Here is a 17,115-nt window from a genome sequence, read left to right on the forward strand (position 1 = left end):
GCCGCCACGCCGCCACTGGCAGCGTAGCGCGCTTGAAACTTACGCCTTGGCCTTTTCCTTGCGGGCCGGGATCAGGCTTCTGAGATCGCCGATCTTGCCCAGCAGGGAATCGCCCTTCTTCTTCGCTGCCTTGCCGTCGCCAGCGGCTTCGTGGTCGTCAGCCGCGCCGACCACCGCGTCGAGCAGGGTTGCGCAGGCCGATCCGACCTTGCTGCCCTTGGCTGTTTCGGCCAGCGTCTTGCCGAGTTTGGCGGACTGGGCGGCAACCCGCAGATCGAACGGGATCAGGATATCGACCTTGCGTTCGATCGACGTTTCGAAATCCTTGCGGTTGATTTCCGGCACGCCCGTATGCACGCGATTGGCGACCACCAGCACGCGCGACTGGGGCGCGTTGCTCTTCAGCCAGGAAAGGATGCGGATCGAATCGCGCGCCGCCGCCAGCGTCAGTTCGGTGACGACCACCGCGACATTGACGTCGCTCATCAGATGGGGATGCTGGATCAGCATGTGGCGCGGCAGATCGATGACGCTGCATTCGAACGCCGCGCGGAATTCCTCCAGCAGCTGGTAGAATGCGCCGCCATCGGTCAGCATCGGCTGGCTGATCGGCGCTTCGGCCGACAGGATCGCCAATGTGTCGCTTGCGCGCACCATGGCGCGTTCGATGAACAGGCCGTCGATGCGGCTTGGATTGTCGATCGCGTCGGTCAGGCCACGGCCCGGTTCCAGATCCATCGCCAGCGCGTTGGTGCCGAAATGGACGTCCAGGTCCAGCAGGGCGGTAGGCCGCTTCTGCTTTTCCGACAGCAGCCAGCCGAGCGAGGTCGCGATGCTCGACGCACCGACGCCGCCGCGCGTGCCGATGACAGCGACGGTCATGTGCGGGCGTTCAGGCGCGGCGTCACGCGGCGCAAAGAACACGGCCTGCGCCTGCGCCAGAGCGTCGCGCAACTGGTCAGCGCCAAAGGGCTTGAGCAGATAATCCTGTATCCCGCTGGCCAGCAGGTCGCGATACAGGCGCACGTCATTGACCTGACCGGCGGCGATCACCACCGTTCCCGGCTCGCAGACTTCCGCCAGGCTGTTGATGTCGTTCAGCGGATCGCCGCTTTCGGACATGTCGACAAACAGGATTTGAGGGGATGCGCTGACCGACAGGCTCTGCACGGCGTTGCGCATGCCGCCCTTGTTCACCTTTTCAGGCGCCCAGCCCATTTCGGCGGCGACCATCGCCAGCAGGTCGTGGCTGTGATCGTCGCAAACAAAGGCGTGGAAGGGGTCGCGCTGTCCAGACATGGCAGGTTTCCAGGGTGCGTTCATGATCAGCGGCCTCCCGACAGCGATTTGAGATCTCCAGAACCGGTCGGCACTTTTTCGCGATAGGTTGAAATCGCGCGGTTCGATGTCGCGGTGCGCAGGTCGCTAGCGCTGCTCTGGCCACGGACCAGATCGTCGGGGTTGGCGACCATGGCGGCAAGGTTGCCGTTGACGCCACAACCGAAGTTCGATGTGGTGCCTAGCTGAACATTGGTTTCGCCCTTGTCGGACCAGTCGGGGCAACCCGGCACACGGGCGACGGCACGACGGACGACCAGCCGGACGCTGCCAGCGGGCGCAGCGCCAGCCGCAGCCGAACTGTCTTCACTCACCAGCATGCCGCGCCGCGCCACCACATCGGCGATGCCGTCGCGCAGCGTGGGGCTATAATAGGCGTCGGTCACAATCGCGACCTGATCGCCATAGCCAAGGCCGATGGATGCAAACCAGTCGTCCAGGCGGCGCGCTTCCGAAGCGGTCAGGCCGCCGTCAGGCCCGGCCTGCACATCAAAGGTGTAGGCGTCGTGGCTGACGACCGGCTGATGCACCGATTCGACCCCGCGATTGACGTCGGTCTGGCAGGCGGCGAGCGGCAGCGCCAGCAGGGCAAGGGCGCCGATGCGGACGAAATTCTTGGCGAACATGGAAGTCATGACTGTCGTCCTTCCGATCAGAAACTGAAGCCGGGAGCGGCGGCCGTCTTGGCCGGACGCTTGCCCTCGGCGCGGGCCGCCACCACCGGCAGCGAGGCGGATGCCTGCGGGCCGGGAGTGGGTGCAGGCCCGCTGGGTTCGCGGCGAGGCATTGGCGCACGCGCGCCGCTCACCCCGTCGGTGCCCTGCTGGAACAGCAGCCCCTGACCCACATTGGAATTGCGGTAGCCGTCCGTCGGCAGACGCGCATCCGAAGCGTTCATCGGCTTCACCAGATAGGGGGTGACCAGAATGACCAGTTCGGTTTCATGGCGCTGGAACCGGCGCGACTTGAACAGGCTGCCCAGGATCGGGATTTCGCCGAAGCCCGGCGTCTTGCTGATCGAATTGGCGGTATCGTTGTTCAGCAGGCCTGCAATCATGAACGCCTGCCCCGAACCCAGTTCAACGGTTGTTTCGGCGGTCCGGCTCTTTAGCGCCGGGACCGTCGTGTTTACCGAAAAGTCCAGCGTCGACACGGTGGGGCGGACACGCAGCGAAATGCGGCCATCCGCCAGGACGGTGGGCGTGAACGCCAACTGCACGCCATATTGCTTGAATTCGATGCTGTTGCCCTGCGTCCCGTTGCTGTCGGTATAGGGATATTCGCCACCGGCCAGGAAGCTCGCCGTCTCACCCGACAGCGCGGTCAGGTTCGGCTGGGCGAGGGAGGTCGCAAGGCCGCTCGATTCTGCGAGATCCAGCGCGCCTGCGACGTCCATGCCCAGCAGGTTGGCAACGAAGCCAAGCGAAGTACCGCCGTCGGCAACTTGATTAAAATTATAGCTTGTCCGACCCGTAACAGGATTAGTGGTCCCGGTTACGAACTGTCGATCGGCACGACCGATTCTGTCAATGATGCGTCCGGAGCCGTTAGCCAACCCCAAAAGATTCACGCCGACCTGATGTCCCAGGTCACGGCTGACTTCCGCGATCTTGACCTGCAGGCTGACCTGAAGCGGCGTCGCGGTGCGCAGGCGGCTGACTACCGTCACATCCTTGCCGACGAAAGCCTGGGTCAGGCGCTCGGCCTCGGCGGCATCCTCGGGTGCTGCGACGGTGCCGGTCAGCAGAACCATGCCGTTCATCTTGTTGACCGCGATCTGCGCGCCCGGCATCGCCAGTTTCAGCATGTCGTCGATGCTGGTCAGGTTGTTGCCGACGCGGACCGTGCCGGAAAACAGCACCTTGCCGTTGGTGGCGGTGACGAACACGCTGGTTTCGCCCGCCGCCTTGGCGATCAGGTACAGCTGGTTCTGGGCGCGGACATGGACATCGACCACATTGGGGTCGCCGATCACGACGTCCGACATCTTGGCGTTGAGGTTGATGATCTTGCTGCCGCCCACCGACATCAGGATCGCATTGTCCTGCATCGACGAGGGCGCGGCGTTGAGAGCGGTGGTCGGCGTGGCCGCCATGGCGACCGCCAGGCCCAGCGCGATCGCGGGGCCAATGAGCGGTTTGACCGCCGCCTTGCCCGTATGAAGGTTGAAACGCGTCATCTTATTTCCCCCCGACCGGAACAACGGTCACATTGGTTCCGCGTGCGACGCGGATGACTGGTCCGCTGCCTGCGCCGATGCCAGAAGAAGCGCCGCCCAAAGGCACGGCCCCGGCAGCAGCGGTCTGCAGCGGCTTGGCGGGGACGGAGCTGCGCTGGTAGCGCGACACGTCGGCGCCGGTGGAAAAGGTGCTGCCCTTGTCGACCGGACGAGCGGCGAGCTTTGCGATGATCTTCTTTTCCGCGTTCGGATTGGCGCCGTCGGGCAGGTCGATGTCCGAACCTGCGATGGCGGCGTCAAGGTCGGACGCATTGTCCGCGATCGAACGCAGCGTCAGCGAGAGCGAGCCGATGGTCTGCGCCACCGCGATCTTCTCGGCGATCTTGGGCGTCACTTCGATGGTGACGTTGGAATAGGTCTGCACGACCGGCTTGCCGTCCGCGCCCAGCGCGTCCATGCGCTGGTCGGTGGCGAGCACGCGCAGGTTGCGCAGGATGGTTTCGGAAACCTTGAGCGGTTCGCCGTCGCCGCCGCCAGACACGCTCTGCGTCAGCATCAGGTCGACGCGGTCGCCCGGGAAGACGAAGCCCGCGACCGAATTCTGGGCGGATACCGGCACTGTGACGGCGCGCATGCCCGGCCCGAGCGCTGCGGCGAGGAAACCGCGCTCACCCGGCTTGATGACCGAACCAACCGTCATGGGCTGTCCGGCGGAGATGGCGGTGCGCACGACGCTGCCCGCCAGCTTTGCCGGATCGGCCTGGCCTTGCAGATAATAGGCCTGCTCGACCAGATCTTTGGGCCATGGCTGAAAGCGGAAGCTTTCCGCGTCCAGGATGGTGCCCACCGGCAGCGCCTTGGTCGCGACCAGCACATGGGGCTGGTTTGCTTCCACCGGCATGGATGAGGCGCTGGCTTGTGGCGCGCCTGACGAACTCAGCATGTTGCGCGCGAGAAGAGCTGTAGTGACCGCTATGATAAGCGCCCCCGCCAGCAACAGGATTTTCTTGGCGTCCATGATGAAATTCGTCTCCCTCATTCAGGCGGCTTGCGCCCGAGCCCCGAATTTTACGCAAAATGGTTAAGATATCGTTCGCCAATCAACCAAAGGGCGGCGACGGATATTGCGATGCCATAAGGAATTTGCGGCTGCCCCAGCCGCCGGGTCGTGCGATGGTGGACCACGGTGACGATCGTCACCACGCCACCCATCAGCGCCATCACCACCACCATCGACAGCACGGCGTGCCAAGGGAACCACAGCGCTAGCGCGCCCAGCAGCTTGACGTCCCCGCCGCCCATGCAACCCATGGCGAACAGCGTGGTGAACAGCGCGAATACGGCGAGCGCCAGCGCCAGTTGCATCACCATGCCCGGCCATAGCGGCAGGCCGCTCGCCATCCACCACAGCGGGGCCAGGGCAGCGATGCCCAGGTTCAGCCGGTTGGAGATAATGCGCGACCGCAAATCCGTAACGGATGCAGTGATCAGCAGCACGCCAAGGGCGCATAGCAGCGCCAGCCTGAAATATTCCCCCGTCATGAATCTAAACCCTAGACCCGATGGCTTACCAAACCGTAACCATGCGCCCCATGGATTCGCCCACCCTCGTCCCACCGGCCTTTGACCGTCGCGCCTGGCCGATGAACGGGCGGCTCGACCATTGGACCGCGCCCGATGGCTGGTCCCTGCGCCGTTACCGATTGGGGGACGGCCAGCGCGGCCAGTTGCTGATGTTGGGCGGACGCGGCGACATGATCGAGAAATATCTTGAGGTCATTGGCCACTGGGCCGCGCGGGGTTGGGCCGTCACTGCCTTCGACTGGCGCGGGCAGGGCGGATCGGGCAGGCTGACGGACGACCCGATGTGCGGGCATATCAACGACTTCGGCCAATGGGTCGCGGACCTGAAAGCCTTTGCCGACGACTGGCGCGCGCAGGCGGTTGGCCCGCACGTGATCGTCGCGCACAGCATGGGTGGGCATCTGCTGCTGCGCGCTCTGGCCGAAGGCATGCTGCCCCCCGACGCCGCCATAACCGTCGCGCCGATGATGGGGGTCCACACCGCGCCCTTGCCCCGCTGGCTGGCCGTGGCGATCACGCACGCTATGTGCGCGCTTGGCTTTGAAAGCCGTCAGGCATGGACGCAGAAGGAGGATTCCGGCCGCCAGCGGGCGATGCGCCAGAAGCGGCTGACGCACGATCCCGAACGCTATGCCGACGAACTCTGGTGGCGTGACCATAGCCGCGACGTGGCGCTGGGGTCGCCCAGCTGGCGCTGGGTCGCGCAGGCGCTGCAATCGACCCGCGCGCTGGAGCAGGCCGGCGCCCTGGAGCACATCCGCGTGCCCCTGCTCATCCTCGCGACGAATGTCGATCGGCTGGTGTCCACGCCCGCGATCCGCAGGATGGCCGCGCGCGTTCCCGGCGCGCGTCTGCATGTTTATGGCGCCGAAGCCGCGCACGAAATATTGCGCGAGCTCGACACCGTGCGGCTGGACGCGTTGCGGCGGATAGACGCATTCCTGGACGAAGTAGCGCCCGTATGAGCCGTTTCGACATCGTCATCATCGGCGGCGGCATCGCCGGCGCGAGCCTGGGCGCGGAGCTCGCGGCCGACGCGTCCGTGCTGATCCTGGAGCGCGAGGATAGCGCAGGCTATCACGCCACCGGCCGCTCCGTCGCCTTTTGGGAAGAAACCTATGGCGGCCGCGCTGTCCAGCCGTTGACTACGGCGTCCGGGCCCTTGCTCCGTTCGCCCGAACCGGATTTCTGCTCCCGATCCTTCCTGTCGCCCCGCCGGACCCTTCACATCGGCCGCGCGGGTGATGAAGAGGCGCGGGACCGGCTGGTCGAGGAATTTGCAGGCCGTGTCGAACTGCGCCCGGTCGATCCCGTCACTTTTTTGCCGGGGCTGCGTCCGCAATGGACCCTGGGATTGCTGGAGCCTGCCGTATGCGACATCGACGTTGCCGCGCTGCATCACGCCTATCTGCGGCAGTTCCGCGTCAGAGGCGGGAAGCTGTGGCTTGGCGCTTCACTCGATAGCGCAAGCTCAGATTCGGCGGGATGGCGCATTCAAAGCAGCGAAGGCGTTATCGAGTGCGGCATTATCGTCAATGCGGCGGGTGCATGGGCCGATGATGTCGCACTGCGCAGCGGCGTCGCGCCGATCGGCATCACGCCCTTGCGGCGTACCGTGGTGCAACTGCGCGTGCCCACCATGCCCGGCCCTGACCTGCCGCTGGTCATGGACCTTCGCTCACGCTTCTATTTCAAGCCCGAAGGGGAAGGGCGGATATGGCTGACCCCGCATGATGAGGAACCCTCGACCCCATGCGACGCCGCGCCCGAAGAACTGGCCGTGGCGGAAGCAATCGCCCGCTTCCAGAATGTGGTGGACTGGCCGATCGAAGCCGTAGAACGCAAATGGGCTGGCCTGCGCAGCTTCGCGCCTGACCGCGCGCCGGTGTTCGGGTTCGACGCCCGCGCCTCCCGCTTCTTCTGGTTCGCAGGGCAGGGCGGTTTCGGTATCCAGACCGCCCCTGCCGCGGCGCTGCTGGGCGCTGCCTTGCTAACGGGAAATGCGGCTTCTGAGGCGGTCGCGGGTGTCGATGCCGCCGCCTATTCGCCAGCACGGTTCGGATGAGCGTGCAGGCTGGCTGGCAAGCGGGAGACACGGGCCACCGCCAACAGCCGCTGCATCGGCGCTCCCCTTAAGCCCGGAAGCTTTCGGCGGCCGCGCAGGCCAGTTGGTCGGCGCGCTCATTTTCCGGGTGGCCCGCATGGCCCTTCACCCATTGCCAGTTCACCTGATGGCGTGCGGCCGCTGCAAGCAGCGCCTGCCATATGTCGCCATTCTTCACCGGCTTCCGATCGGCGGTTTTCCAACCATTTTTCTGCCAGCCAAATACCCATTTGGTGATGCCGTCCATGACATATTTGCTGTCGGTATAGACGGTCACCCTGCATGGGCGGGTGAGTGCGTTCAGCGCCTCGACCGCCGCCATCATTTCCATGCGGTTGTTGGTCGTCATCGCTTCGCCGCCGGAGATTTCCTTCTCCTTGTCGCCAAATCGCAGCACGGCTCCCCAGCCGCCTGGGCCGGGATTCCCCTTGCACGCGCCGTCCGTGAAGATTTCGACCTCAGGCAAATCGGCCATTTGCGACGTCACGCGCTCAGCAACTCATTCGCTGCTACGTTCGCATAGAAATCCAGCCGCCGCAGATAGGCCAGCGGGTCCTTGCGCGTCACCAGCGCGTCAGGCGGCGTGTTGATCCAGTCATAGGCGCGCGTCAGCAGGAAACGAAGCGCCGCGCCCCGGCAAAGCGTCGGGAAAGCGGCGCGCTCCGCATCGGAAAGCCCGTGCGCGCCTTCATAGCCCGCCATAAGCGCGTCTGACCGATTGGCGAAGAATTGCGAGCCATCATTGCTGAACACCCACGCGCTGTGCGTGACCGCCAGATCATAGGCGCGAATGTCGGTGCAGCTGAAATAAAAGTCGATGAGGCCGGTGACCTCGTCTCCCAGCATCAACACATTGTCTGGAAACAGGTCGGCATGGATCACCGAACGCGGCAGGTCGGCCGGCCAATGTGCGTCCAGGAAAGTCAGTTCATCCGCGACCCGCTGCCCAAGTCCCGGTGCGATCTCGTCGAAATGGTCGCCGCACTTGGCCGCCAGCTCATGCCATCCGGCAAGGTCAAGCGCGTTGCGCCGTTCGCGCTCAAAGCCTTCGGCGGCCCGATGCATCTGGCCCAACGCCGCGCCTGCCGCCCGCGCCTGCGCGGCGGTTGGTTCGGTTAGCGAGATGCCGGTCAGGAATTCGATCAGGCAAGCCGGGCGTCCGCCAAGCTGCTGGAGCCGCTTGCCCTTTCGATCCGCGATGAAGCGCGGCACCAGACAGCCGCGCGCGCCCAGATGATCGAGCAGGTCCATGAAGAAGGGCAGGTCCGCCTCATCCACCCGCTTTTCGTAAAGCGTCAATATGTAGCGATGGCCGTTGCCGTCCGCGCCGGTCGTTTCCAGCAGATAATTGCTGTTTTCCACGCCTTCCGCGATGCCCTTGGCGGAAACCAGCCTTCCGGCGTCATAACGTGAGAGGAAAGCGTCGATTTCCTCGGCTGGAACATGGGTATAGACAGCCATTGCCTTACGCCGTCTCCAGTCCGCGGGGCAACTTGAACGCAATGTTCTCGCGCGCTGTTTCCACCTGCTCCTCGGTCACGTCGAAGTGCGCCGCCAGCCGGTCCACGACTTCGCGCACCAGCACTTCGGGCGCGGAGGCTCCGGCGGTCAGGCCCAGCGTGCGCACATTCTCCAACCATGCGAAATCGATGTCGTCGGCGCGCTGGATCAGTCGTGCGGGGGTGCCTTCGCGGGCCGACACTTCAACCAGGCGCAGCGAATTGGAACTGTTGGGCGCGCCGATCACATACATTGCGTCGCAATCCGCCGCGATCGCCTTGACCGCCGCCTGCCGGTTCGACGTCGCGTAGCAAATATCCTCGCCCTTGGGCCCATGTATTGCCGGGAACCGGCGCTGCAATGCCTCCACGATCGCGGCGGTATCATCGACCGACAGCGTGGTCTGGGTCAGGAAAGCGAGATTTTCCGGATCGTCAGCGGTGAAAGCCTCGGCATCCTCGACCGTCTCGATCAGTGTCATGTGGCCAGGATCGACCTGGCCGAATGTGCCGACCACTTCGGGATGACCCTTATGTCCCACGAACAGGATGTGGCGGCCGGCCTCGACCTGCCGCTCCGCCTGCCGGTGCACCTTGCTGACCAGCGGGCATGTGGCGTCCAGATAGTCCAGGCCGCGCTCATCCGCCTTGGCGGGGACCGCCTTGGGCACGCCATGGGCGGAAAAGACGACAGGCACGCCATCGGGCACCTGATCCAGTTCCTCGACGAAGATCGCGCCCTTCGCCTTCAGCGTATCGACCACATATTTATTGTGGACGATCTCATGCCGGACATAGACGGGCGCGCCATATTTCTCGATCGCCTTCTCGACGATGATGATGGCGCGGTCGACGCCAGCGCAAAAGCCGCGCGGCGCGGCGATCAGTAGCTTTAGCTGGGAACGGACGGTCATGCCTGCCGCTTAGGCTAATGTCGCGCGGGAAGGAAGGGGTGAGGGGCCTTGCGCTCTCCTTTCGGTTGCGCGAGCGGCGGGCTGCGGATAAGAAGCCCCAGCCTGTTCCCAAGGGATTGCCTCGTGACCTTTTCTCGACTTGCGCTGACTGGAATGATTGCCCTTGCCCTTGCGGGCTGTTCGCGCCGGGGGGAAATCGATCCTACGGGCGGCATCGTCGCCGTCCGATCGGCTTGCCCGATGGCCGCGATTCCGGCCTATACGGGCGACATCACGCTCTTCAATCCAGCGGGCAGCACGGACGCGCGGGCGATCGACGTGGTGGCCAACATGACCAACCTGCGCTCGACCTGTTCGGAAGGCGCGCAATTCTACAGCGAGGCGACCTTCACCGTAAACGCCCGTCGCACCGACGCCACAGCGGCGCGACAGGTGACGCTGCCCTTCTTTTCGGCCGTTATGCGGGGCGGCAGCGCAGTCGTCGCCAAGCGGGTGGGGCAGGTCGTGTTGGACTTCCCCGCCGGTGAGTATCGCGCCACCGCGACGGCCAAGGCGGGTTCCTATGTCGACAAGGCCGCCGCGACGCTGCCCGCCGACATTCAGGCAAAGATCACGCAAAAGCGCAAGGCGGGCGATGCCGACGCGGCCATCGATCCCTTCGCCCAGCCCGATGTCCGGGCGGCGCTGCAACGAACCAGTTTCGAGCTGCTCGTGGGTTTCAACCTGACCCAGGACCAGCTTCGATATAACGCGACCCGTTAAGCCCAACTCTTTTTCCGTTCGGGCTGAGACAAGTCGAAGCCCCTTTGCTTGGAAAAGGGCGGCCCTTCGGCAGGCTCAGGACGAACGGCCCGTTCAGGAAAGTCCGTCCTCTTGTCCCTCTATATCCGCTTCACCGCCCATCTAAACGCCGTGCTCGATGCGCTGGAGGCTGACGGCACGCTGCCCGCAGGTCTCAACCGCAAGCCCGTCACGGTCGAACCGCCCCGCGACGCGAGCCATGGCGACCTCGCCACCAACGCGGCGATGGTCCTCGCCAAGCCTGCGGGCGCCAATCCCCGCGCGCTGGCTGAAAAGATCGTCGCTGGCCTCGAAAAGCTCGAAGAGGTGGAAAGCGCCGCCATCGCCGGGCCCGGCTTCATCAACATGAAGCTGACCGACGCGACCTGGCGCGCCGAACTCGCCGCCATTCATGCCGAGGCGCAGGATTATGGCCGATCCGACACGGGGCAGGGCGTCACCGTCAACATCGAATATGTCTCCGCCAATCCCACTGGCCCCATGCACATGGGCCACTGCCGGGGCGCGGTGGTGGGTGATGCGCTGGCCACCCTGCTCGAATATATCGGGCACAAGGTCATCCGCGAATATTATATCAATGATGCAGGGGGCCAGGTCGATGTCCTCGCCCGCTCCGCGCATGTCCGTTATCGCGAAGCGCTAGGCGAAGATGTGGGCGCTATTCCCGAAGGTCTCTATCCCGGCGACTATCTGGTCCCAGTCGGCCAGGCGCTCGCCGCCGAATATGGCGACAAATATGTCTCCGCGCCCGAAGACGATTGGCTAGCCCTGTTCCGTACCAGGGCCGTCGCCGCGATGATGGTGATGATCCGCAGCGATCTCGCCCTGCTGGGCATTCACCACGACATTTTCTCTTCGGAAGCTGAACTGCAAGCCGCCGGAAAGCCGGAAGCCGCCGAACAATGGCTCCGCGCGCACGACCTGGTCTATGACGGCGTGCTCGAAGCGCCCAAGGGCGAAACGCCCGAAGATTGGGAGCCGGTCGAACTCCCGCTGTTCCGCTCGACCAGATTCGGCGACGATCAGGACCGGCCGATCAAGAAATCCAACGGCAGCTGGACCTATTTCGGCGCCGACATGGCCTATCATTTCCAGAAGGCCCAGTCCGCCGACCAGTTGATCGACATCTGGGGCGCGGATCATGCGGGCACCGTGAAGCGCATCCAGGCCGCCGTCGCCGCGTTGACAGAAGGCAAGGCGCGCTTCGACGTCAAGCTCATCCAGATGGTCCGCCTGCTGCGCGATGGCGAGCCGGTAAAGATGTCCAAACGCGCGGGCAATTTCGTGACGCTTGCCGATGTCGTGCGCGAAGTGGGCAAGGATGTGGTCCGCTTCACCATGCTGACGCGCAAGGCCGATGCCCAGATGGACTTCGACTTCGCCAAGGTGGTGGAGGCGTCGAAGGATAATCCGGTCTTCTACGTCCAATATGCCCACGCCCGCATTTCCTCGCTCGGCCGCCGCGCGGAGGAGAGCGGAATTGCACTTCCTGCGCCCGATCTGTCCCTTCTTGGGACTGCGGAACTTAGCCTTGTTAAGTTAGCGGCGCAGTTCCCCCGGGTGGTGGAGGGGGCGGCATCGGCCCGCGAACCGCATAGAATAGCATTTTATCTCAACGACTTGGCTTCGGAGTTCCACAGCTGGTGGAATTTGGGCAACGACAATCCGCGTGCGCGTGTCATCCTTACGGACGATCCGCATACAACTTCCGCACGGCTTTTCTTAAGCCGCGGAATCGGGCAGATCATCCGTAATGGCCTTGCCCTTATGGGCGTGGCCGCGCTGACGGAAATGCAATAGCCAGGCGGAGGCAGGAAAGATGGGCGACTTTGCGAGGGGGCGGCTCGACCTCGACGACGACGAGCGTCTGCCCTGGCTCGAGCCCGGTATCGAGGATGAAGAGGAGGAAGGGCTTTCCCCCGTCCGGCTCCTCGGCTTCATTTTCGTTGCCCTGATCCTGCTGGGGGGCGTCGTTGGCGGCGTCTGGCTGCTCAAGAATCGCGCCGTCGATAATGGCGAAGGCAAGCTGATCGCCGCGCCCGCAGGTGATTACAAAGTTCCCGCTGCCGAGGCGGACGCCAAGAAGTTTGAAGGCGAAGGCGACGCCAGCTTCGCCGCCAGCGAAGGGGTCGCCCAAGACGGCCGTATCGATCCGAGCCGCGTGCCCGAAGCGCCGCTCACGCGCACCAGCCCGGCTGGAACGCCTCAACCTGTACCCGGCAAGCCTTCGCAGACCGTGACGGCAAGGGTTGCCGACGAAACCAACGTACGCCCTGCGGCCAGCCAGCCAGCCCGGACCGGCGGCACAGTGATTCAGCTTGGGGCCTATGGCAGCCAGTCTGGCGCGCGCGACGCCTGGACCCGGCTCTCCAAACGGTTCGCCTATCTCGCGCCGCTCACCATGTCGGTCGAACCGACGCAGGTCGGCGGCAGCACCCTCTACCGCCTCCGCGCGACTGCGGGTGGGCAAGCGAATACCTTGTGCGGCAAGCTCAAGGTCGCCGGGGAAAGCTGCATCGTCGTGAATTAGGTTTTGATCGCTCCCTTCGACAGGTGAGCGCGTTAAACCCCTTCGACAGCGCGCGCCTTCGCGGCTACCATCGCTCCCCATGAAACCGGTAATCTTCGGCCTCTCGAGCGAAACCATCACCCCTGACGAGCGCGCCTTTTTCGCTGAAGCGCAGCCCGCAGGCTATATCCTCTTTCGCCGCAACATTGCCGGTCGCGACCAGTTGCGGGCGCTCACCGACGACCTGCGCGCGCTGCATGGCCGCGACGACCTGCTCATCATGATCGATCAGGAAGGAGGACGCGTCGCTCGCATGCAGGCGCCCGTCTGGCCCAGCTTTCCGCCCGGCGCCGTGTTCGACCGTCTCTATGACCTTGCGCCATCCAGCGCGATCGCCGCCGCCCGCGCCAACGCGCACGCCATTGCCGTCACCCTCGCCGAAGCTGGCATCACCGTCGATGCGCTGCCCCTGCTCGACGTCAGGCAGGACGGCGCGAGCGACATCATGGGCGACCGGACGCTGGGCGCTGAACCCATGCGCGTCGCCGCGCTTGGCCGGGCGGTGATCGAAGGCCTTGCCCAGGGCGGCGTGGTGGGCATCGTCAAGCATATGCCGGGCCACGGCCGCGCCATGGTGGACAGTCATCATGAATTGCCGATCGTGACGGCGGACGAAGACGCGCTGACGACTGACCTTGCCCCGTTTCAGGCGCTGAAAGATGCGCCCATCGGCATGACCGCCCATGTCGTCTATACCGCCTGGGATCCGGACCTTCCGGCCAGCCTGTCCGCGTCGGTCATCGACATGGTCATTCGCCAGCGCATCGGCTTCGACGGCCTGCTCATGTCCGACGATCTCGATATGAAGGCGTTGAAGGGCAGCATCCCCGAACTTGCCGCCGGGGTTGTGGCTGCGGGATGCGATCTGGCGCTCAATTGCTGGGGCAGGATGGACGACATGATCGGCATCGCCAATCTCCTGCCCGACATCAGCGCCGAATCGAAGGCGCGGCTGGATCGGGCCATGGCGCACGCCAGCCTCGTCCAGGAAAGCCCGCCGCTCGACCAGCTTCTCGCCACGCGCGACACGCTGCTCGCACTGGTCCCTGCGTGAACGGCGGCCCTGTCATATATATCGCGCACTCGGCGGCGCTGCGGGGCGAAAGCCTTTCCGCGTCCCGCCAGTTGACCGCAGCGGCGGGTCGCGCCCGCTGTCCAGTCCTCCGCGCCTCCGCGTTTCCGCGTGAAACCCCTTTAGCCACAACGGCTTTCCGGCGCCGGACGGCCTGAAACGTGGACGACCTCTTCATCCCGCCGCCTCCACCGCGCGACGACATGCTCACGGTCAGCTTCGACAGCTGGGAAGGCCCGCTCGATCTGCTGCTCGCCCTTGCGCGCAGCCAGAAGGTCGATCTGCGCGAAATTTCACTCCTCGCGCTGGTCGAACAATATCTGACCTACATCGAAGGCGCGCGTAAGCTGAAGCTGGAACTGGCCGCCGACTATCTGGTGATGGCCGCCTGGCTCGCCTACCTCAAATCGTCGCTGCTGCTGCCCAAGCAGGCGCAGCCCGATCCCAGTCCCGAGGAACTGGCGCTCCGCCTTCAATTGCGGCTCCAGCGCCTTCACGCCATGCGCGAGGCGGGCGCGCGGCTGATGGCGCGCGATCGCGTGGGCCGCGACGTTTTCGTCCGTCCCCGCCCAGAAGGTTTGCGCCTTGTCCGCAAGGCGAAATGGGCGGCCAGCCTCTATGACCTGATCCAATCCTATGGTCAGCTGCGCGCCCGGACGCAGCCGGTCGTCCACATGGTCGCCGCGCGCCCTGTCATGACGCTGGATGAAGCGATCCAGCGGGTTGGCGCGCTGGTCGGGTCGGCAATCGACTGGACCGCGCTTGAATCCTTCCTGCCCGATGGTCAGGACGGGCCAATGGGGCGGTCGGCGCTCGCCAGCAGTTTCGTCGCCGCGCTGGAACTGGCGCGGCAGGGTCGCCTGGAAATCCAGCAGGACGGGATTTTCGAACCCATCTATGTGCGCGCTGCGCTGCCGGACCAGAGTGGGGGAAGCCTGTTGTGATGCAAGAGCCCGATGATTTTCTGCGCGCCGTGGAGGCCGCGCTGTTCGTCGCCGAAACACCGCTCAGCCCCGCCGAACTGCGGCTGCATGTGGGGGAGGCGGGTGATCTGGCTGCCGCCCTTGCCGACTTGTCGGCGCATTATGCGGGGCGCGGCATCAATCTGGTGGAGCGGGGCGGGCGCTGGCATTTTCAGACGGCGGCCGACCTTGCCCATATCCTGCGGCGCGAAAAGGACGAGACGCGAAAGCTGTCCCGCGCGGCGATGGAAACGCTGGCGATCATTGCCTATCATGAACCCGTCAGCCGGGCCGAGGTAGAGGCTATTCGCGGCGTCCAGGTGGCGAAGGGGACGCTCGACGTCCTGATGGAGGCCGGGTGGGTGCGGCCCGCCGGGCGGCGCGAAGTACCTGGCCGCCCCCTTATCTATGCGACGACAAACGAATTTCTGTCACATTTCGGGCTTAGCAGCCGCCGGGACTTGCCGGGGGTGGACGATCTGCGCGCTGCCGGATTGCTTGATCCGGTCGATCTCGCACTGGAGGGGCTGGGCGCCCAATCCGTTCTGGAAAATGATGAGGAAGAAGCCTAAAAGGGGCTTCGTTTCAGGAGAAAGTTAAATGGGTTCCTTTTCGCTGATGCACTGGGTCATCGTTCTCCTGGTGGTCATGCTGCTGTTCGGCGGCGGCCGGATCTCGGGGCTGATGGGTGACGTCGCCAAGGGTATCAAGAGCTTCAAGAAGGGCATGGCCGACGATGATGACGACGTCACGTCCGCAAAGCCCGCGACCCGGATCGAAGGCCATCGCGTGCCCGAACAGGATGCGCCTAGCGCGACCACGGAAGAAAAGACCAAGGCCTGATTTTCGTTTCACGCCCAAACGGTAGGCGCGCATGTTCGATATCGGTTCGACCGAACTTCTGCTGATCGTGATCATCGCGGTGATCGTCATAGGTCCAAAGGATTTGCCGCGCGCGCTTTACAAGGTGGGTCAGGTCCTTGGGAAGGCGCGCGGCATGGCGCGCCATTTCCGCACGGGGATCGACGCCATGGTGCGCGAAGTCGAAGTGGAAGAGCTCGAAAAAAAATGGGCCGACCAGAACAAGCGGATCATGCAGGAACATCCGGCTGAACCGTCTTCCGCTCCGGCGATGGAGCCGCTGGCGACGACATCTGCCGCCGCCGCGCCGGTTGCCGAAGCATCTCCGCCTCCCTTCGTCGCTCAGTCGGCCCCTGCCGTTGCTGAGCCCAAGCCCGCAGCTGCCGCGGACGGGCCGCCCTATATCGCGGCGCAATCGGCTACAGGTAAGGGCGACGCTCCGGCATGAGGGACATTGACGATACAAAGGCGCCGTTGCTCGACCATCTGATCGAACTGCGGGGCCGGTTGATGAAGTGCGTATGGGCGCTGTTCATCACGGGAGCCGTCTGCTTCTATTTTTCCGACAAGCTGTTCGCCTTCCTCGTCCATCCGCTTAAGGAAGCCTTTGGCGACGGCGGTGGCCGACTGGTCTACACCAAGCTTTACGAAGCATTTTTCGTTCAGGTGAAGGTCGCGATCTTCGGGGGCTTCTGCCTGTCCTTCCCGATCATCGCCAATCAGCTGTGGGCGTTCGTCGCGCCGGGCCTCTATGCCAAGGAAAAGAAAGCGCTTTTGCCATTCCTGGTCATGACGCCGGTACTGTTCCTGATGGGCGCCAGCCTCGCTTACTATATCGTGATGCCGACTGCTTTCCATTTTTTCCTGCAATTTCAAGGAGATAGTGGAGGTCTCCAGGTTGAGGCCCTTCCCAGCACCGACGCATATCTCACTTTAGTCATGCAATTCATTCTTGCATTCGGCATCAGCTTCCTGATGCCCGTGCTGCTGATGCTGCTCAACCGGGCAGGCTTCGTCACCCGCGCGCAGCTGATCGGCCTTCGCCGCTATATGATCGTCGCCGCGTTCGTCGTCGCCGCCGTCCTCACCCCGCCCGATGTCGTGTCACAGCTCATGCTCGCCATTCCGCTGTTACTGCTGTACGAAATCACCATCATCGCGATCTGGTTCACTGACCGCAAACAGGCGCGCAACGCGGCCGCTTCAGACGGCGCGGACCTTTCCACCTGAAA

General features: G+C 64.3%; 19 protein-coding genes. 11 read left to right on the plus strand and 8 right to left on the minus strand.

The window, feature by feature from the left end:
• Positions 1-39 precede the first annotated feature (39 nt).
• From B6S01_RS12055 to B6S01_RS12075, 5 genes are read right to left on the minus strand one after another with little or no spacing between them, the layout of a single operon-like run.
• A complete protein-coding gene (locus B6S01_RS12055; protein WP_037462511.1) occupies positions 40-1,323 on the minus strand; it encodes a pilus assembly protein CpaE in 1,284 nt (427 codons plus the stop codon).
• Between the two features lie 2 nt (positions 1,324-1,325).
• On the minus strand, positions 1,326-1,973 hold the full coding sequence (locus tag B6S01_RS12060) for a CpaD family pilus assembly protein (protein ID WP_037462508.1): 648 nt from the start codon (positions 1,971-1,973) through the stop codon (positions 1,326-1,328).
• A 17-nt stretch (positions 1,974-1,990) separates the two neighbouring features.
• A complete protein-coding gene (locus B6S01_RS12065) occupies positions 1,991-3,517 on the minus strand; it encodes a type II and III secretion system protein family protein (RefSeq protein ID WP_062793048.1) in 1,527 nt (508 codons plus the stop codon).
• Between the two features lies 1 nt (position 3,518).
• Positions 3,519-4,535, minus strand: a complete 1,017-nt coding sequence (cpaB, locus tag B6S01_RS12070; RefSeq protein WP_037462683.1) for a Flp pilus assembly protein CpaB — start codon at positions 4,533-4,535, stop codon at positions 3,519-3,521.
• Between the two features lie 50 nt (positions 4,536-4,585).
• Entirely contained in the window at positions 4,586-5,059 is a 474-nt protein-coding gene (locus tag B6S01_RS12075) for an A24 family peptidase (RefSeq protein WP_037462503.1), read from the minus strand.
• 41 nt (positions 5,060-5,100) lie between these two features.
• Between B6S01_RS12075 and B6S01_RS12080 the strand changes: the two genes are divergently transcribed.
• Entirely contained in the window at positions 5,101-6,066 is a 966-nt protein-coding gene (locus B6S01_RS12080; RefSeq protein WP_081570459.1) for an alpha/beta fold hydrolase, read from the plus strand.
• On the plus strand, positions 6,063-7,166 hold the full coding sequence (locus B6S01_RS12085) for an NAD(P)/FAD-dependent oxidoreductase (protein ID WP_037462501.1): 1,104 nt from the start codon (positions 6,063-6,065) through the stop codon (positions 7,164-7,166). Before B6S01_RS12080 ends, B6S01_RS12085 begins: the two co-directional genes overlap by 4 nt.
• A gap of 67 nt (positions 7,167-7,233) precedes the next feature.
• Here the strand turns inward: B6S01_RS12085 and rnhA are convergent, their stop codons facing one another.
• The 3 genes from rnhA to ispH are packed head-to-tail and all read right to left on the minus strand — an operon-like array spanning position 7,234 to position 9,618.
• The gene (gene rnhA, locus B6S01_RS12090) at positions 7,234-7,680 is read right to left on the minus strand and encodes a ribonuclease HI (RefSeq protein ID WP_037462500.1); all 447 of its coding nucleotides are present in this window, start codon (positions 7,678-7,680) and stop codon (positions 7,234-7,236) included.
• A gap of 8 nt (positions 7,681-7,688) precedes the next feature.
• Positions 7,689-8,666, minus strand: a complete 978-nt coding sequence (gene thrB, locus B6S01_RS12095; RefSeq protein ID WP_037462497.1) for a homoserine kinase — start codon at positions 8,664-8,666, stop codon at positions 7,689-7,691.
• Positions 8,667-8,670: 4 nt separating this feature from the next.
• Positions 8,671-9,618 (minus strand): 4-hydroxy-3-methylbut-2-enyl diphosphate reductase, encoded by a 948-nt coding sequence (gene ispH, locus B6S01_RS12100; RefSeq protein WP_037462496.1) that lies wholly within the window; start codon positions 9,616-9,618, stop codon positions 8,671-8,673.
• Between the two features lie 153 nt (positions 9,619-9,771).
• Here ispH and B6S01_RS12105 point away from each other — a divergent pair, with 153 nt between their 5' ends.
• From B6S01_RS12105 to tatC, 9 genes are all read left to right on the plus strand, one after another.
• Positions 9,772-10,380: a hypothetical protein gene (locus B6S01_RS12105; protein WP_037462495.1), complete on the plus strand. Its 609-nt coding sequence runs from the start codon at positions 9,772-9,774 to the stop codon at positions 10,378-10,380.
• A gap of 111 nt (positions 10,381-10,491) precedes the next feature.
• Entirely contained in the window at positions 10,492-12,219 is a 1,728-nt protein-coding gene (argS, locus tag B6S01_RS12110) for an arginine--tRNA ligase (protein ID WP_037462492.1), read from the plus strand.
• A 19-nt stretch (positions 12,220-12,238) separates the two neighbouring features.
• The gene (locus B6S01_RS12115; RefSeq protein WP_037462490.1) at positions 12,239-12,949 is read left to right on the plus strand and encodes an SPOR domain-containing protein; all 711 of its coding nucleotides are present in this window, start codon (positions 12,239-12,241) and stop codon (positions 12,947-12,949) included.
• A gap of 79 nt (positions 12,950-13,028) precedes the next feature.
• Positions 13,029-14,042, plus strand: a complete 1,014-nt coding sequence (gene nagZ, locus B6S01_RS12120; protein WP_037462488.1) for a beta-N-acetylhexosaminidase — start codon at positions 13,029-13,031, stop codon at positions 14,040-14,042.
• Between the two features lie 179 nt (positions 14,043-14,221).
• Complete coding sequence (locus B6S01_RS12125) at positions 14,222-15,004, plus strand: segregation and condensation protein A (RefSeq protein WP_037462486.1); 783 nt, start codon at positions 14,222-14,224, stop codon at positions 15,002-15,004.
• The gene (scpB, locus tag B6S01_RS12130) at positions 15,001-15,594 is read left to right on the plus strand and encodes an SMC-Scp complex subunit ScpB (RefSeq protein WP_037462485.1); all 594 of its coding nucleotides are present in this window, start codon (positions 15,001-15,003) and stop codon (positions 15,592-15,594) included. The genes B6S01_RS12125 and scpB overlap by 4 nt, the downstream gene beginning before the upstream one ends.
• 28 nt (positions 15,595-15,622) lie before the next feature.
• On the plus strand, positions 15,623-15,865 hold the full coding sequence (locus B6S01_RS12135) for a twin-arginine translocase TatA/TatE family subunit (RefSeq protein ID WP_037462483.1): 243 nt from the start codon (positions 15,623-15,625) through the stop codon (positions 15,863-15,865).
• 31 nt (positions 15,866-15,896) lie between these two features.
• Positions 15,897-16,331 carry a Sec-independent protein translocase protein TatB gene (gene tatB, locus B6S01_RS12140; RefSeq protein ID WP_037462482.1) on the plus strand — a complete coding sequence of 145 codons (435 nt, stop codon included), beginning with the start codon at positions 15,897-15,899 and terminating at the stop codon, positions 16,329-16,331.
• Positions 16,328-17,113: a twin-arginine translocase subunit TatC gene (tatC, locus tag B6S01_RS12145; protein WP_037462480.1), complete on the plus strand. Its 786-nt coding sequence runs from the start codon at positions 16,328-16,330 to the stop codon at positions 17,111-17,113. Before tatB ends, tatC begins: the two co-directional genes overlap by 4 nt.
• Positions 17,114-17,115 lie beyond the last annotated feature (2 nt).

This window comes from Sphingobium herbicidovorans, from assembly GCF_002080435.1.
In the GTDB taxonomy this organism is placed as follows: Bacteria; Pseudomonadota; Alphaproteobacteria; order Sphingomonadales; family Sphingomonadaceae; genus Sphingobium; species Sphingobium herbicidovorans.